This window comes from Antarcticimicrobium sp., assembly GCF_029212575.1.
In the GTDB taxonomy this organism is placed as follows: Bacteria; Pseudomonadota; Alphaproteobacteria; order Rhodobacterales; family Rhodobacteraceae; genus Antarcticimicrobium.
The window spans coordinates 54,595-70,243 of sequence record NZ_JARGPK010000080.1 but is presented as its reverse complement, the minus strand read 5'-3'; the positions used below and the strand labels follow the sequence as shown (position 1 = coordinate 70,243).

The following is a 15,649-nucleotide window of genomic DNA, read 5'->3' as shown; positions in this document are numbered from 1 at the left end:
GGGTGCTCGACGGGTTGAAATCCGCGGCCCCGGAAGAGGTGTCGCCGCAGGATGCCTCCGCCGGCGTGTTGGACAGCCTGAAGGCGAGTGCACCGATCCCCGAAGAAACCAGTGACGAATCCGGCGGGGTACTCGACGTGCTGCGCAGCGCCGCGCCCGAAGACGCCGACGAAAGGGAAGACAGCGCCGAGGCGCTCGCCAGCCTTCAGGCACCGCCGGTCGAGGCGAGTCCGGAGGAGGACAGCTCAAGCGCCGTGCTCGGCGCCCTGCGCGACGCCGCCCCGCATGAGGTGGAGCAACAGGACGCGGCCAGCGCCGCGCTCGAAAGCCTCGCATCGGTCGCACTGCCCAGAGAGGTTGAAGAGGACGGCACCGACGACCTGCTGGCGGACCTCGCCGCTGCGGCGCCGGAGGAAGCGGCGGGGGTGGACGTGACCGATGACCTGCTGGCGGACCTTGCGGCCGCTGCGCCGGAGGAAGGGGCGGAGTTGGACGATACCGACGACCTGCTGGCCGACCTTGCCACCGCCGCGCCGGAGGAAGGGGCGGAGGTGGATGGCACCGACGACCTGCTGGCCGACCTTGCCACCGCCGCGCCAGATGCGGTTGAAGAGGACAGCTCCGACGACCTGCTGGCGGACCTCGCCGCTGCGGCGCCGGAGGAAGCGGTAGAGATGGACGATACCGATGACCTGCTGGCGGACCTTGCTGCCCCGGCGCCGGAGGAAGGGGCGGAGTTGGACGATACCGATGACCTGCTGGCCGACCTTGCCACCGCCGCGCCGGAGGAGGTGGCGGAAGCGGACGGCACCGATGATCTGCTGGCCGACCTTGCCACCGCCGCGCCGGAGGAAGGGGCGGAGGTGGATGGCACCGACGACCTGCTGGCCGACCTTGCCACCGCCGCGCCAGAGGAAGCGGCAGAGCCGGACAGCACCGATGATCTGCTGGCCGACCTCGCCGCTGCGGCGCCGGAGGCGGCGACGGAAACGGATGATCTGGATGATCTTCTGGGCGATCTGGGGGGAATTGAGGGGATCGACAGCCCGGATCCCGGGATTAAGGCTGCAGACGATTTGCCGGAATTTGACGACGTTTTAACGGAGAAAAACTTCAAGGATACCCCCGCCACGCCGACCGATGATACCCGGCCCGACGACCTTCCGAACGATCCAGAGGCAGCGGAGGATCTCGCTTCCCCGCCGCCGTCGGAGGCGGCAGATGCCCTCGACGACCTGCTCGGCGACCTGGATGAAGACCTGGGCCAAGACCCCGGCGCGACCCCGGACGATCAGGCGGCCCCCGCCCCGGAAACCGCCCCTGATGCCGCCCCCGACTCTGCCCCCGACGCCGACCTCGACGATCTTCTTGGCGATCTCGGCGAGGATACCGAGGAACGCGGCGATGGTGCCGACGATCTCGACGACCTGCTGGGCGACCTCGGCGGTGACGATGCGGCGCCCGCCGCGCCCGAAGCTGCGGCCAACCTGACCGGCGAGCCGGAGTTTGCCTATGGCACGCTCAGCGGCGACCGCCCCGCGCCCGAACGGCTCAACCGCAAACGCTTCCGCATCGCGATCCTTGGCGATTTCTCCGGCCGTGCCGCGCGCGGATTGATCGAGACAGGCGATGCGCTGGCCGCCCGCCGCGCCACCCTGCTCGACCCCGACACCGTCGAGGATGTGATCGAAAGCTTTTCCACCGACCTGGTGCTGCCCATCGGCAAGGACGGCGCCGGCATCGCCGTCTCGCTCAAGGGGCTCGACAGCCTGCACCCGGACGAGCTTTATGAAAACGTCGTGCTGTTCTCCGAACTGGCCGGCCTGCGCCAGCAGTTGCAAAGCGGCGCCACCGCGGAAAACGCCGCCAGAACCCTCAGGGACTGGGCCGAGAAACACGGCCAGCGGGCGCTCGCGCCGAAAACCCGCTCGGGCGGCAATGCGGTGCGGGCCGACCTGAAACTGAGCGACTTCCAGAAACTGATCGGCGACACCCGCCCGAAACCGCCCGAGGCCAGCCCGGCGGGCGATCTGATCGCCCGCATCGTCGGCCCGCATATCCGCGCCCTGCCCGATCCGGACGCGACGGCGATGACGGCGGCGGTGGACGCGGCGCTGTCGGACGCCATGCGGATGCTGCTGCACCACCCGGAGTTCCAGTCGATCGAGGCGCAGTGGCGCTCGCTCGACCTGATCGCGCGCTCGATCGAGGATGACGACAAGCTCGACGTGATGCTCTATGACATCTCCGCCGAAGAGATCGCCGCAGACCTCGCCGGCCAGGATGACCTGTCGCAAAGCGGCTTTGCCCGCCTGCTCACCGGGGAACCGCTGGACGAGGAGAACGGCCGAGGCGGCTACTCGGCGCTGATCGGGCTCTACGCCTTCGAGGAAACCCCGCCCCATGCAGAGCTGCTGGGCCGCGTCGGCCGTGTCGCGGCGCATGTGGACGCGCCCTTTCTCGCCGCTGTCGCGCCGGGGTTCCTCGAGATCGAGAAAAAGGATCGCCACCCGCTGGTCGCCAAGGCGTGGGATACCCTGCGCGCCATGCCCGAGGCCGGGCACCTGGGCCTCGTGACCCCGCGTTTCATGCTTCGCCGGCCCTATGGCGCCAAAACCGAGCCGATCTACGAGTTCGAGTTCGAGGAGTTTACCCTGGCCGAGGGGCTCTCGGGCCTGCTCTGGGCCAACCCGGCGGTGCTGGCGGCGATCCTTCTGGCGCGCTCTTTCCGCAAGAACGGGCCGTCATTGGGGCTGGGCTCGGTGATGTCGCTGGGCGAGATGCCGTACCACTATGTCACCGACCGCTACGGCGACCAGGTGGCGCTGCCCTGCACCGAACGCAACCTGACCCAGTCGCGGGTGGAATTCGTCATGGCGCGCGGGTTCATGCCGGTGGTCTCGATTAAGGGCCGCGATGAGGTTAGACTGGCCTCGTTCCAGTCGCTCGCCGGGGGCGACATCCTCGGGCCGTGGTCGGGCACCGCCCCGCCGCAGCCCTCGCCGCCGAACCCCGCGCCGCCGCCCGCCGCAGGGGGCGAGGCAGAGGCCGGCAACGTCGATCTCGACGATCTGCTTTCGGGCTTCGGCGACGATGCGGAGTCCGGTGGCGACGGGGGCGACGACGGCGATATCGAGGCTGACCTGGCCGCGCTGCTGGACGATTTGTGATGAAGATTTTTGACCTGAAGGTAATTCAAACGCGCATCGCGCCCGGTCACGAAAGGACAGGCCATGGCGGAGAGTAAACCACACGAGTCGGCAGTCGTCTGGATGTCGGGGGGCTATTCCGCCACCGACATCCTGCTCAAGCGCGCCATCGTGCGCGAGGGGCTCAGCACCCTGACCGAAACCACGATCGAGTTCCAGTCGAAGAACAAGTCGCTGGACCTCAAGGGATTTATCGGCAAGCCGATGCGGCTGCACCTGATCGACGAGTCGGAGCAGGAGCGCGAGTTTCAGGGCCTGTGCATCTCGGTCGAGAACCTCGGCTTCCGCGACGGCTATGGCCAGTACGTGGCCGAGGTCCGGCCCTGGGCCTGGCTGCTGACCCGCACCAACAATTGCCGCATCTTCCAGGAAAAGACCGCCGTTGAGATCATCGAGGAGGTGTTCGGCGACCACGGCTTCTCGGATTTCCAGAAACGGCTGAGCGACACGTACCAGACCCGCGAATACTGCGTGCAATACCGCGAAAGCGATCTCGACTTTGTCTGCCGGCTGCTGGAGGAAGAGGGGATTTATTTTTACTTCGACAGCAACAAGGCGCCGTCGACCTCGGAAAAGATGGTGCTCTGCGACGGGGTCAACGGCCATTCCCCGGTGCCGGGCGAGGCGACGCTGCGCTATCACGCGCGCGACAATACCGACCGCCGCCGCAGCGACCATATCGCCGAATGGGCCGAACAGGAAAGCCTGACCACCGGCAAGGTCACCCTGACCGACTACGACTTTCTCTCGCCCACCGCCGATCTCAAGGTGACCAACGCGATCAAGAAGGGCAGCCACAGCCACGCCAGTTACGAGGTCTACGATTATCCCGGCCACTACCGAAAGGACACCGGGCTGGGCAACAAGCAGGCCCGCGTACGGATGGAGGCCGAGGCGGTCCGCCACAAGCTCTGGCGCGGTGCCGGCAGCGTGCGCACGCTGGCCACCGGGTTCACCTTCAAGCTCAAGGATCACCCGGACAGCAAGGCCAACAAGGACTATATCATCGCCGACGCGGTGCACTACCTCCAGGTCGCCACCGACTTCAAGGAAGGAAATCTGCGCCATGATCTGAAGCCGCGGAACGTGGATTTCCCCGAGGAGGTCTCGGGCGACGTCTATGCCTGCGTCTTCGGCGCGATCCCCAAGACCGAGCAGTTCCGCGCGCCGCTGACGACCCCCTGGCCCGGCATTCCCGGCATGCATACCGCCACCGTGGTCGGCAAGTCGGGCGAGGAGATCTGGACCGACGAACACGGCCGCATCAAGGTGCAGTTCCACTGGGACCGCGTCGGCAAGAAGGACGAAAACGCAAGCTGCTGGGTCCGTGTCATGACCCCATGGTCGGGCAAGGGTTGGGGCATGGTCGCGGTGCCGCGGATCGGGCAGGAGGTGGTGATCCAGTTCGAGGAGGGCGACCCGGACCGCCCGATCTGCACCGGCATGCTGTACAACAAGGACACGATGCCGCCCTACACCTATCCCGCCGACCAGACCCAGCTTGGCATCAAGACCAACTCGTCCAAGGGCGGCGGCGGCTACAACGAGCTGATGTTCGAAGACAAGAAGGACAGCGAACTGATGCGGGTCCAGGCCCAGAAGGACCATCAGATGCTGATCAAGAATAAGTCGGTGGTCACCATCGGCCAGGACGCGGTCGATGCCGGTGCCCATGACGAGGACGGCAGCCTCAGCCAGGTGGTGCGCAACCACGTCACCCAGACCGTGCAGGAGGGCAATCAGTATGTGACGATCGAAAAGGGCGACGAGGAATACAAGATCGAGACCGGCAGCCAGCTGCTGGAGATCAAGAAGGACAAGACCCAGAAGATCGAGGGCAAGCACACCAAGACGATCACCGGAAACGACGCCACCACGGTCAAGACCGGAAACATGACCGTGGATGTCAAATCCGGCAAGATCACGATGACCGCGGCGATCGAGATCCTGCTCAAGGTCGGCGGAAGCTCGGTCAAGATCGACAATTCAGGCGTGACCATCAAGGGTCCGATCATCAAGATTCAGGGCGATGGCATGATAGACGCCAAGAGCCCGATGACGACCGTCAAGGGCGACGCGATGCTTGTCCTTAAGGGCGGCATCACGATGATCAATTAGGGCGGCCGGTATGAGCGACAAGTTCCAGGGATTGGTCAAACTACCCCGCGATCCGGTGGCAAAGCTGCTGGCGCATTGCAACGTGATCCTCAAGACCCGGCTCGATGCGCCGGCCAGCGCCCCGGCCGAGGTGGTGCTGGCCGAACTGCACAAGAAACGCGCGCTGGTCGATCTGCTGCGTCTGCTCGCGATCCTGCTGCCGCCGCGCGAACGGGTCTGGTGGGCCTGCATGGCGGCCCGCGACTACATCGGTCCGCGCTCGGACCGCGATCCGCCCTCGCTCACCGCGTCGGAGGCCTGGGTCTACAACCCCTCCGAGGATAACCGCGAGGCCGCGCGCAGGTCGCTCGACCACGCCTATGTGGACGACGATACCGTGCATTGCGCCACCTCCGTGCTCTATGCCGACGGGACACTGGGGCCGGGCGATCTGGCGCAATTTCCCGCCCCCGCCGGCGCCTCCGAGGCCGCCGCTTTCGCCATGAATATGGTAGCACTGGGGGAATTGTCTGATAGGTTCGAGGAACATGGATGGCTGCTGGTCGACCGCGCGCTCGACATCGGGCGCGGCGGCAACGGCCAGGTCAAGCTGGAAGAAGCATAAGCAGGGAGGGCGCGACATGGGGACGCCACAAGCCAGATTGACCGACCTGCACCTGTGCAACGTGCCGGTTGTTGTCGTACCGCCGGCGCCGCCGGCGCCGATGCCGATCATGCCGCCCTGCCTGCCGACCGTCCTGGTCGGCAAGCTGCCGGCGGCGCGGGTGACCGACATGCATGCCTCGGCCCCGCCGCATCCGATCGTCAAGGGCTCGATGACCGTGCTGATCGGCACCCTGCCGGCGGCGCGGATGGGCGATCTGGGCGCCTGCGGCGGCGCCATCCTGAAGGGCGAATTCACCGTGCTCACCGGAGGCTGACCGCGCAATGGCCGTCACGCTCAAATTCCAGTCCTCGGGCACCGTTCCGGGCAATGCCCGGCCCATCCGGATGCAGGGCGGCAGCCTGACCGTGGGGCGCGGCCCGGCCAATGATCTTGTGCTGCCCGACCCCGACCGCATCCTGTCCAAGAACCATTTCGTGATCGAGGATCACAACGGCAACGTGATGGTGGTCGACCTGTCCACCAACGGCACCTTCCTGAACTATGCCAAGATCCCGATCGGACGCACGTCGACGCCGCTCAACGATGGCGACGTGCTGTGCCTGGGCCCCTACGAGCTGGTGGTCGAGATGTCAGCCGACCTTCCCGCCGACGCCCCCATCGCGGATCCGGTGGCGCAGGGCATGGCCTCACCCGGCGTGGCCGAACATGCGCCCGACCCGCTGGCCCTGCTCGACGATGCCGGGCCGGGCGGCGATTTCCTCGACGATCTGCTGGGCGACAACAGCTCCCCCACCGGCCCGTCGCAGCTCAACCCGGTGGACCCCATCGACGAGCTGATGCCGCCCCTGGGCGAGGAGGACGATCCGTTCTTCGCCGGGCCGGACGACGGGCGTGGCGGCGCGGGTGCCAGCCTGCCCGAACACAACGCCTCCGCGCAGGACAGTTTCATGCCGCAGGCCACCGGCGGCGGCAACCAGATCCCCGAGGACTGGGACGACGATCTGCTCGGCGGCGGCACGGATACCGCGCCGCGCATGCCCGATGCCCTGCCACCCGCGCCCGAGGTCCCGCCGCCCGCGCCGCCAGGGCCCAGGCCCCAGGCCCCGCCCGAGGTGTCGCATCGCACCCCGCCCAATACCGCGCCCGATTTCGATACCCCGCCCGCTCCGGTGCCGGGTCCCGCCTCGGTGCGGGTCTCCGAAACGGCCTCCAGACCCGCCCCCGAACTGGCCCGCGAACCGGCGCCCGAACCGCCCCGCCCTGCCAATCCCGACGAAGGCGCGGAAATCGTCGGCACCGATGCCGCGCGCGCCTTTCTCGAAGGGGTCGGCGCCGAGGAGCTCACGCTCGACGACGCCCAGCTGGTCATCACCATGGGCCGCATGGGCCGGGTGATGAAAACCCTGATCACCGGGTTGCGCGAAATCCTGATGACGCGCACCTCGATCAAGTCGGAATTCCGCATCGAACAGACGATGATCAGCGCCGGCGGCAACAACCCGCTGAAATTCTCGATCAGCCCCGAACAGGCGATCGAGGCGATGGTCCGCCCGGCGAGCAAGGGCTACCTCGGCGCCGAAACCGCCGCCGAACAGGCGCTCGACGACATCAAGGCGCATGAGATCGCCATGGTCACCGGCATGGAGGCCGCGCTCAAGGGCGTGCTGTCCCGGCTGGATCCAAAGGTCGTCGCCGACCGGATCGAGACCTCCGGCGCCATCGGCAGCCTGCTCAAGGGCAAGAAGGCCCGCTACTGGGAAATTTACGAAAAGATCTACGCCGAGATTTCGGACGAGGCGGAAAACGATTTTCACGACCTGTTCAGCCGCGAATTCGCGCGCGCCTACAAGGTGCAGCTGGACAAGCTCAAGGACTGACGCCGGCCCGCCCGGCGACAAATGACAAGACGCCCCCGAAGGGCGGCAACAAGGAGGATGCCTTTTGTCCTGGGACAGCAAGGTACTTTGGACCGAGGGGTTGTTTCTGCAACCCCACCACTTCCAGCAGGCCGACCGCTATACCGAGGCGCTGGTCGGCGGCCTGGCCCGCCGGTTGCGCCCCTATGCCTGGGGTTTCAACACGCTGGAGATCGACCACGAGGCGCTGAAGGTGGGCCAGTTCGCGCTCAAATCCTGTGCCGGGCTGACCCAGGACGGCACCGTGTTCCGGGTGCCCATGGCCGACAATCACCCGCCCGCGCTCGAGGTGCCCGACACCATCAAGGACTGCATCGTTCACCTGACCGTGCCGCAGCGCCGCCAGGGTGCCGCCGAGGTCGATCTCTCCGGCGCCGAGATGTCGGCCAGCCGGCTGCGCCCGGCCGAGCAGGAGGTGATCGACACCATGGGCACCGAGAAAAAACCGGTGGTGCTCGGGGTCGGCAAGATGCGGCTGCAATTCGCCCTTGCGGTCGACGATCTGGCCGACCGGCTGGCGATCCCGGTGGCCCGCATCATCGAGGTGCGCCCGGACAAGGAAATCGTGCTGGACCAGTCCTTCATCCCCGCCTGCACCGACATCCGCGCCGCGCTGCCGCTCGAAGGCTTCCTGCGCGAGTTGGAGGGGCTTTTGTCGCATCGCATGCAGGCTCTGGCCGGGCGGCTCTCCGAGGGTGGCGCGGCGCGCGGCGTCGCCGAGGTCTCGGATTTCCTGCTGCTGACCATCATCAACCGGATGCTGCCGCAGGTGCGCCACATGGCCACCATCGAGAACCTGCACCCCGAGGAGCTGTTCCGCACCTGCGCCGGTCTGGCGGGCGAACTTTCGGTGTTCATGACCTCCGAGAAACAACCGCCGGTCTTTCCGCCCTATACCCACGACAACCTGACCGCCTGCTTCAACCCGGTGATCCGCACCCTGCGCCAGTACCTCTCCTCGGTGCTCGAACAGACGGCGATTCCCATCAAGCTCGAGGCGCGCAAATACGGCATCAGCGTCGGCGTCATCGCCGACCGCAAGCTGATCGGAAACGCCGGCTTCGTGCTCGCCGTCGATGCCGACATCCCCGCCGAGGACGTGCGCCGCCACTTCGCCGGACAGGCCAAGATCGGCCCGGTCGAGGAGATCCGGCAACTGGTCAACTCGGCGCTGCCGGGGATCACCCTGCGGCCGCTGCCGGTGGCACCGCGCCAGATCCCCTATCACTCGGGCGTGGTCTATTTCGAACTCGACGCCGACAGCCCCTACTGGGGCAAGATGACCACCTCCGGCGGCATCGCCGTGCATGTCTCGGGCCAGTACCCGGGGCTGAAGATGGAGCTTTGGGCGATCCGCAACAGCTGAGCGACTGGGAAACACGATGGCCGACCATGACGATCCCTTTGCCGAACCGGACGACACCGACAAGACGGTGATCAAACCCAATCCCGGTGGCCGCCTGTCGCAGCCCGCCGCGCCCCGGTCCGCCGCGCCCGATCCGCTGGAACCGCAACCGTCGGCAGGCGGGCAGGGCGGTGGCGATGCCTTCGGCGTGCCGCAATCGGCCGCCTCCGCCGCCCCGGCTGCTGCCGCCCCGCGCGAGGCCCGGCCGGTGCTGACCGGCATGAACCAGCTGATCGCCTGCGCCTCGACCCTGTTCGCTTTGATCAGCCGCATCCGCAACCGCGCCCAGCACATGGACCCGGACAAGCTGCGCCAGAGCGTTGTCGCCGAGGTGCGCGAATTCGAGAACCGCGCGTTGCAGGCCGGCATCGCCGCGCAAACCGTCAAGGTGGCGCGCTACGCGCTCTGCGCCACGCTGGACGACGTGGTGCTCAACACCCCCTGGGGTGGCCAATCGAGCTGGGGCCTGCAATCCATGGTCGGCACCTTTCACCGCGAAACCGTCGGCGGCGACCGTTTCTATGACCTGCTGGCGCGGCTGGAAAAGGAACCCTCCTCAAATATCGACATGCTGGAGTTTCTCTACATGTGCCTGTCGCTCGGCTTCGAGGGGCGGCTGCGCGTCGAACAGGGCGGCTCGGACAAGCATCTGCGCATCCGCGGCGGGCTGGCGCGCATCATCCGCGCCCAGCGTGGCCCGTTCGAACGCGATGTCTCGCCCCATTGGGAGGGGGTGGAGAAACCGTTCAAGCCGCTCTCGGCCTGGCGCCTGGTCTGGATCGCCGTCGCCGTTGTCGCGGTGCTGCTCACGCTGCAGTTCGCCGGGCTCAGCTGGGCGCTGTCGAATTCCACCGAACGGGTGCTGGGCCAGCTCTCGACCATCGAATCCGGCCCCAAGGCCACGCTGGAGCGGCGCGCGCCGCCGCCGCCCCCGCCGCCGCCGCCGCCCACCGCCGAAGTGCAGCTGCAAAAGGTCACCGGATTCCTGCAGGCCGAGATCGACGAGGGCATCGTCGAGGTGTTCCGCAAGGGAAATACGCTGATCATCCGGATCAAGGGCTCGGGCATGTTCGCCTCGGGCTCGGACGTGCTGCAGGACCGCTTCGTGAACCCGGTGAACCGGGTCGCCGAGGCGCTCAACGACGAACCCGGCCCGGTGATCGTGGCCGGCCATTCCGACAACGTGCCGATCCGCTCGTCGCGCTTCCCCTCCAACATGCACCTGTCGCTGGCGCGCGCCAAATCGGTGATGTCCGGCATGGCCCGCGTGCTCGAGGATCCCGACCGGCTCAGCGCCGAGGGGCGCGCCGACAAGGAGCCGATCGGGGATAACGCCACCAAGGAAGGCCGCGCCAGGAACCGGCGCATCGAGGTGCTTCTGGTCCAGGAGGAGGGGCAATGATCCTTCGCCGTTTCATCCTTCCGCTGTTTCGCTCGATCTACTTCGTCCTGATCCTTGTCGCGGCGGTGCTCTCGGCCTGCATCTGGTATTTCGCGCCGCTGATCGGAACCGAGGGCTGGCATCCCTTCGACAGCATCCTCGCCCGCGTGGTGACTCTGGCCTGTCTCTGGCTGTTCTTCCTGCTGGTCATCGGCCTGATCGTCTGGCGCCGCAGCCGCCGCGACAAGGAGATGACCGAGGAGATGGCCGAGGCGGTCGACACCTCCGACGACGCCGATGTCAGCTCCGAGGAGCTGGGCGAGCTGCGCGGCAAGTTCAAGACCGCGCTGGCCGAGCTGCGCAAATCCAAGAACGGCCGCCGCCACCTGAACGAACTGCCGTGGTACGTGATGATCGGCCCCCCCGGCGCCGGCAAGACCACGGCGATCGTCAATTCCGGCCTGCAATTCCCGCTGGCCGAGAAGCTGGGAAAATCCGCCATCGGCGGGGTTGGCGGCACCCGCAATTGCGACTGGTGGTTCACCAACCAGGCGGTGCTGATCGACACCGCCGGGCGCTATACCACCCAGGAAAGCGATGCCGAGGCCGACAACGCCGCCTGGCTGGGCTTTCTCGGGTTGCTCAAGAAATACCGCAAGCGCCAGCCGGTCAACGGTGCCCTGATCGCCATCAGCCTCAGCGATCTCTCGCTGCAGGACGAGACGACCCAGAAAAACCACGCCCGTGCCGTGCGGATGCGCCTGAACGAGCTGCGCGAACGGCTCGGCGTGCGGTTTCCGGTCTATGTGCTCTTCACCAAGGCCGACCTGATCGCCGGGTTCACCGAGTTCTTCGACAACCTCGGCAAGGAGGACCGCGAACAGGTCTGGGGTTTCACCCTGCCGCTGGCAAAGGCCAGGGACGAGGCCTCGCCCATCGCTGCGTTCGACGAGGAGTTCGGCGGGCTGCTGGGACGGCTCAACGGCCAGCTTCTGGAACGGCTGCAAACCGAGACCGACCATCAGCGCCGCGCGCTGGTCGCCGGCTTTCCGGCGCAGGTGGCCACGATGCGCGGGGTCGCGCGCGAGTTTCTCAACGAGGTGTTCCAGGACAACCGTTATGAGAAACGCCACATGCTGCGCGGGGTCTATTTCACCTCCGGCACGCAGGAGGGCACCCCGATCGACCGGCTGATGCTGGGCATGGCCCAGACCTTCGGCATCGGACGCCAGGCCATCGGCAGCGGCAGCGGCACCGGGCGCTCGTTCTTCCTGACCCGGTTGTTCGAAGGCGTGATCTTTCCCGAGGCCGGGCTGGTCTCGGCAGACGACAAGGTCGAACGCCGCTATCGCTGGACCCGCCGCGCTGCCATCGCCGCCACCGTGCTGATCGCGCTGGGCACCGGCGCGCTCTGGTTGCGCTCCTACCTCGGCAATACCGACCTGATCGCCCAGGCCGCCGAACAGGCCGACGCCTATCAGCAGGCCGCCGACACCCTGCCGCCCAGCCCGGTGGGCGATACCGACCTTCCGCCCGTGGTCATCGCGCTGAACCAGTTGCGCGACATGCCCGGCAACCCGGTGCTCTCCGATCCCGAGCCGCCGCGCGCGCTGCGCTACGGTCTCTACCAGGGCGAGGTGATCGGCACCCAGGCGGCGCAGACCTATCGCGCCGGGCTCAACCGCCGCTTCCTGCCGCGGATGCTGCTGCGGCTGGAGGAACAGATCACCGGCAACATGAACAACCCCGATCTGCTCTACGAGGCGCTCAAGATCTATCTGATGCTGGGGCTGCAGGGGCCGATGAACAGCGATCTGGTGCGCGACTGGATGACCGTCGATTGGGAAATCGCCTATCCCGGCGTGCAGCGAAAGGATCTGCGCGCCGACCTGGCCGATCACCTCGACGCCCTGCTGTCGCAGCCGATGGAAGAGATCGCGCTCAACGGCCCGCTGATCGAGCGGGTGCAGGGCATCCTGACCGAAATGCCCCTGGCACAGCGCGTCTACAACGGCATCATCAACAGCCCCAAGGCCACCGCCCTGCCGAAATGGCGCATCACCGAGATCGGCGGCCCGGCGGTGGCGCGGGTGCTGGTGCGCTCCTCGGGCAAGCCGCTCAACGACGGCATCCCGGGCATCTTCACCTATGACGGGTTCAACAACGTCTTCCTCCCCGAGGCGGTCAGTGTCGCCGAACGGGTCCAGAACGAAAGCTGGGTGCTCGGCCCGCGCGGCGAGGCGGCCCAGACCGACGCCGCTCTGCTGGCGCTCAGCCGCGATGTGCTCGATCTCTATTACAACGATTTCATCACCCGCTACGATCAGCTCCTGGCGGACATCGACATCATCCCGATGGAATCGCTCAGCCACGCGGTCGAGGTCACCAACGTGCTCTCCGGGCCGACCTCGCCCATCGTCAACATCCTCACCGAGGTCAGCAAGGAATCCCGCCTGACCGAGGACCGCTCGGCGCTGAACACCGAATCGCTCAGCCAGGGAGCCGGTGCGGTGGCGGCGATCGAGGCGCGCTCCAGCCTCTCGATCCAGGGCCAGATCCTGATGGAGGCGCTGCTCAACACCACCACCGGCGGCGACGGCACACCGCCGAAACCGCCCGGCGCCTATGTCGAGGACCGCTTCGACTGGCTGCACCGGCTGGTCGATCGGCCCGAGGGGCAGCCCTCGCAGCTCGACCAGATGATGGACGTGCTCACGCAGGTCTATCAGGAGCTCAACAAGATGTCGTTCAGCGGCGTCACCTCCGGCGGCGAGGGCGGCGAGGCGATCCTGCGGTTCCAGCAGGTCGCCAGCCGGATCGAGGGGCCGGTGCCGCGCTGGGCCACCCAGATCGCCAACGGCTCCTCCGGCATCGCCGCCGACGGCACCCGGGCCTCGATGAACGCGCGCTGGCAGGCCAGCGTGCTGCCCTTCTGCAAACAGGCGCTGGCCAACCGCTACCCGTTCAATTCGCGCGCGCGCGCCGATGTCGGGGTGCAGGATTTCGCCAAGATCTTCGCGCCCGGCGGGCTGATCGACGCCTTCTTCAACGAGAACCTGGTGAAATACGTCGATACCCGCTCGCGCCCCTGGACCTGGAAACGGGTCAACGATGTCGATCTCGGCATCTCCAACTCGGTGCTGCAACAGTTCCACTATGCCTCGCAGATCCGCGAGGCGTTCTTCGCCGGCGGTCCGCAGCCGCAGATCCAGTTCCAGATCACCCCCTACGGGCTCAGCGACAAGGCGCGCTCGGTCCTGCTCGAGGTGCACGGCCAGCAGATCGCCTTCAAGCAGCGCGGCGGGTTGCCGACCCCGGTGGCGGTGACCTGGCCCGGCACCCTCGGGCTGGCGCGGGTCAGCTTCGAGCCGGCCCGGCGCAACACCGAAAGCGTGCTCTCGCGCGACGGGCCCTGGGCCTGGTTCCGGCTGCTCGACGCCGCCGAGATCCGCTCGCTCAACGTCGCCGACCGCAAGCGGGTGAACTTCATCGTGGGCGAGCGGCTGGCGATCTTCGATCTTCAGGTCAGCTCGGTGATCAACCCCTTCGCGCTGCCCGCGCTGACCAAGTTCAGCTGCCCCGAGTCGCTCTGATGGCGGGGTTCGGCGCCTTCGGCAAGATCCCCGCCGTCGGCGATTTCTTCCGCCTCTCGGCCCCGCCCGGATTCGTCTCGGGCTGGGATGCCTGGCTGCAGGGGGCGTTGCTGGCGGGGCAATCGGCGCTGGGCGCGGCCTGGGACAGTCATTACATGTCGGCACCGATCTGGCGTTTCGCGCTGGCCGCCGGGCTGGCCGGGCGCGGCAAGGTCATGGGCGTGCTGATGCCCTCGGTCGACCGGGTCGGTCGGCGCTTTCCGCTCACGCTGATGGCGGCCCTCGATACGCCCGGCCCCGCCCCGCTGGATCATTTCCGCGAGGCGGCGCTGTTCGCGCGACTGGAGGAGGTGGCACTCGCAGCACTCGACGACGCCGCCACGCGCGACACGCTGGAATCCGACCTGGCCGCGATCCCGGCGCCTCAGATGCGCGCCACCGCGCCGCTGCGCCAGGCCGGCGGCTGCCTGGTGCTGACCCAGTCGGCGCCCGGAACCCTGCCGGGCGATCTTGCGGCGGGCCTGCTGGCCGGGCGCTACACCACCCCCAGCCTGTGGAGCGCCGAGGTCGCGGGCGCCCCCCGGATGATGATCTGCGAGGGGCTGCCGGACGACGGCAGCGCGCGGGGGTTGTTCGACCTCAACGCGCCGATCTGGAGCGAGGCCCGCCCGATATGACCGATCTGCATCCCTACCGCTACTCCGTCCAGACCCACGTTGGGCTGAAACGCAAGGTCAACGAGGACGCGGTGCTGGCGCTGCCGGATCACCACATCTGGGTGGTCTCCGACGGCATGGGCGGGCACGAGGCGGGCGATCTGGCCAGTCGGCTGGTCACCGATGCCATTGCCACGATTCCCGCCGGGCTCGACCCCACCGCGCGGATGCATGCCCTGCGCGACGCGATCCAGGGCGCCCATCGCGCCATCCGCGCCGAGGCCGAGGCGCGCGGTCGCGGCGTGATCGGTGCCACCGTCGCGGCGCTGATGATGGCCAACGGCCATTTCGTCGGACTCTGGGCCGGTGACAGCCGGATCTACCGGCTGCGCGCCGGTCAGATCGAGATGCTGACCACCGATCACTCCGCCGTGGCCGAACTGGTGCTCGCCGGCCAGATGACCTGGGACGAGGCCGAACAGCACCCGCAGTCCAACGCCATCACCCGTGCCGTCGGCGTCGGCGAGGAACTGGAGCTTGACAAGATCCGCGGCGAGGTCGCCACCGGCGACCGTTTCCTGATCTGCTCCGACGGGCTGACCAAATACGCCACCCAGGGGTTGCTGCAACGGCTGCTCGCCCGCGCCCCGCTGGAAACCTTGGGCGACGAGTTGCTGCAGGTGGCGCTGACCGGCGGCGGCGCCGACAATATCTCGATCATCGTGGTGGACGTGCTTTAGCGGGCGCCAAGTGGACAAAGCAAA

10 protein-coding genes are annotated in these 15,649 nt (G+C 67.4%); all 10 read left to right on the top strand.

The window, feature by feature from the left end:
- The coding region (locus tag P1U75_RS17300; RefSeq protein ID WP_300245425.1) for a type VI secretion system contractile sheath large subunit at positions 1–3,170 on the top strand (3,170 nt) is incomplete at its 5' end.
- Positions 3,171–3,233: 63 nt separating this feature from the next.
- A complete protein-coding gene (gene tssI, locus P1U75_RS17295) occupies positions 3,234–5,327 on the top strand; it encodes a type VI secretion system tip protein TssI/VgrG (RefSeq protein WP_300245424.1) in 2,094 nt (697 codons plus the stop codon).
- A 10-nt stretch (positions 5,328–5,337) separates the two neighbouring features.
- Complete coding sequence (locus P1U75_RS17290; protein ID WP_300245422.1) at positions 5,338–5,931, top strand: hypothetical protein; 594 nt, start codon at positions 5,338–5,340, stop codon at positions 5,929–5,931.
- Between the two features lie 16 nt (positions 5,932–5,947).
- Positions 5,948–6,247 carry a PAAR domain-containing protein gene (locus P1U75_RS17285; protein ID WP_300245420.1) on the top strand — a complete coding sequence of 100 codons (300 nt, stop codon included), beginning with the start codon at positions 5,948–5,950 and terminating at the stop codon, positions 6,245–6,247.
- 7 nt (positions 6,248–6,254) lie between these two features.
- Complete coding sequence (tagH, locus tag P1U75_RS17280; protein ID WP_300245417.1) at positions 6,255–7,811, top strand: type VI secretion system-associated FHA domain protein TagH; 1,557 nt, start codon at positions 6,255–6,257, stop codon at positions 7,809–7,811.
- A 64-nt stretch (positions 7,812–7,875) separates the two neighbouring features.
- The gene (gene tssK / locus P1U75_RS17275; protein ID WP_300245415.1) at positions 7,876–9,216 is read left to right on the top strand and encodes a type VI secretion system baseplate subunit TssK; all 1,341 of its coding nucleotides are present in this window, start codon (positions 7,876–7,878) and stop codon (positions 9,214–9,216) included.
- A gap of 16 nt (positions 9,217–9,232) precedes the next feature.
- Entirely contained in the window at positions 9,233–10,657 is a 1,425-nt protein-coding gene (tssL, locus tag P1U75_RS17270) for a type VI secretion system protein TssL, long form (RefSeq protein WP_300245413.1), read from the top strand.
- The gene (tssM, locus tag P1U75_RS17265; RefSeq protein ID WP_300245410.1) at positions 10,654–14,229 is read left to right on the top strand and encodes a type VI secretion system membrane subunit TssM; all 3,576 of its coding nucleotides are present in this window, start codon (positions 10,654–10,656) and stop codon (positions 14,227–14,229) included. Before tssL ends, tssM begins: the two co-directional genes overlap by 4 nt.
- Positions 14,229–14,906: a type VI secretion system-associated protein TagF gene (tagF, locus tag P1U75_RS17260; protein WP_300245408.1), complete on the top strand. Its 678-nt coding sequence runs from the start codon at positions 14,229–14,231 to the stop codon at positions 14,904–14,906. The genes tssM and tagF overlap by 1 nt, the downstream gene beginning before the upstream one ends.
- Positions 14,903–15,625, top strand: coding sequence for a protein phosphatase 2C domain-containing protein (locus tag P1U75_RS17255; RefSeq protein ID WP_300245406.1), 723 nt, complete (start codon positions 14,903–14,905; stop codon positions 15,623–15,625). The genes tagF and P1U75_RS17255 overlap by 4 nt, the downstream gene beginning before the upstream one ends.
- Positions 15,626–15,649: the final 24 nt, after the last annotated feature.

Bases quoted from the DNA above. Each gene is read 5' to 3' on its own strand.
- P1U75_RS17290 (WP_300245422.1), top strand. From the start codon at position 5,338: ATGAGCGACAAGTTCCAGGGATTGGTCAAACTACCCCGCGATCCGGTG.
- tssI (WP_300245424.1), top strand. From the start codon at position 3,234: ATGGCGGAGAGTAAACCACACGAGTCGGCAGTCGTCTGGATGTCGGGG.
- tssL (WP_300245413.1), top strand. From the start codon at position 9,233: ATGGCCGACCATGACGATCCCTTTGCCGAACCGGACGACACCGACAAG.
- tssM (WP_300245410.1), top strand. From the start codon at position 10,654: ATGATCCTTCGCCGTTTCATCCTTCCGCTGTTTCGCTCGATCTACTTC.
- P1U75_RS17285 (WP_300245420.1), top strand. From the start codon at position 5,948: ATGGGGACGCCACAAGCCAGATTGACCGACCTGCACCTGTGCAACGTG.
- P1U75_RS17255 (WP_300245406.1), top strand. From the start codon at position 14,903: ATGACCGATCTGCATCCCTACCGCTACTCCGTCCAGACCCACGTTGGG.
- tagH (WP_300245417.1), top strand. From the start codon at position 6,255: ATGGCCGTCACGCTCAAATTCCAGTCCTCGGGCACCGTTCCGGGCAAT.
- tagF (WP_300245408.1), top strand. From the start codon at position 14,229: ATGGCGGGGTTCGGCGCCTTCGGCAAGATCCCCGCCGTCGGCGATTTC.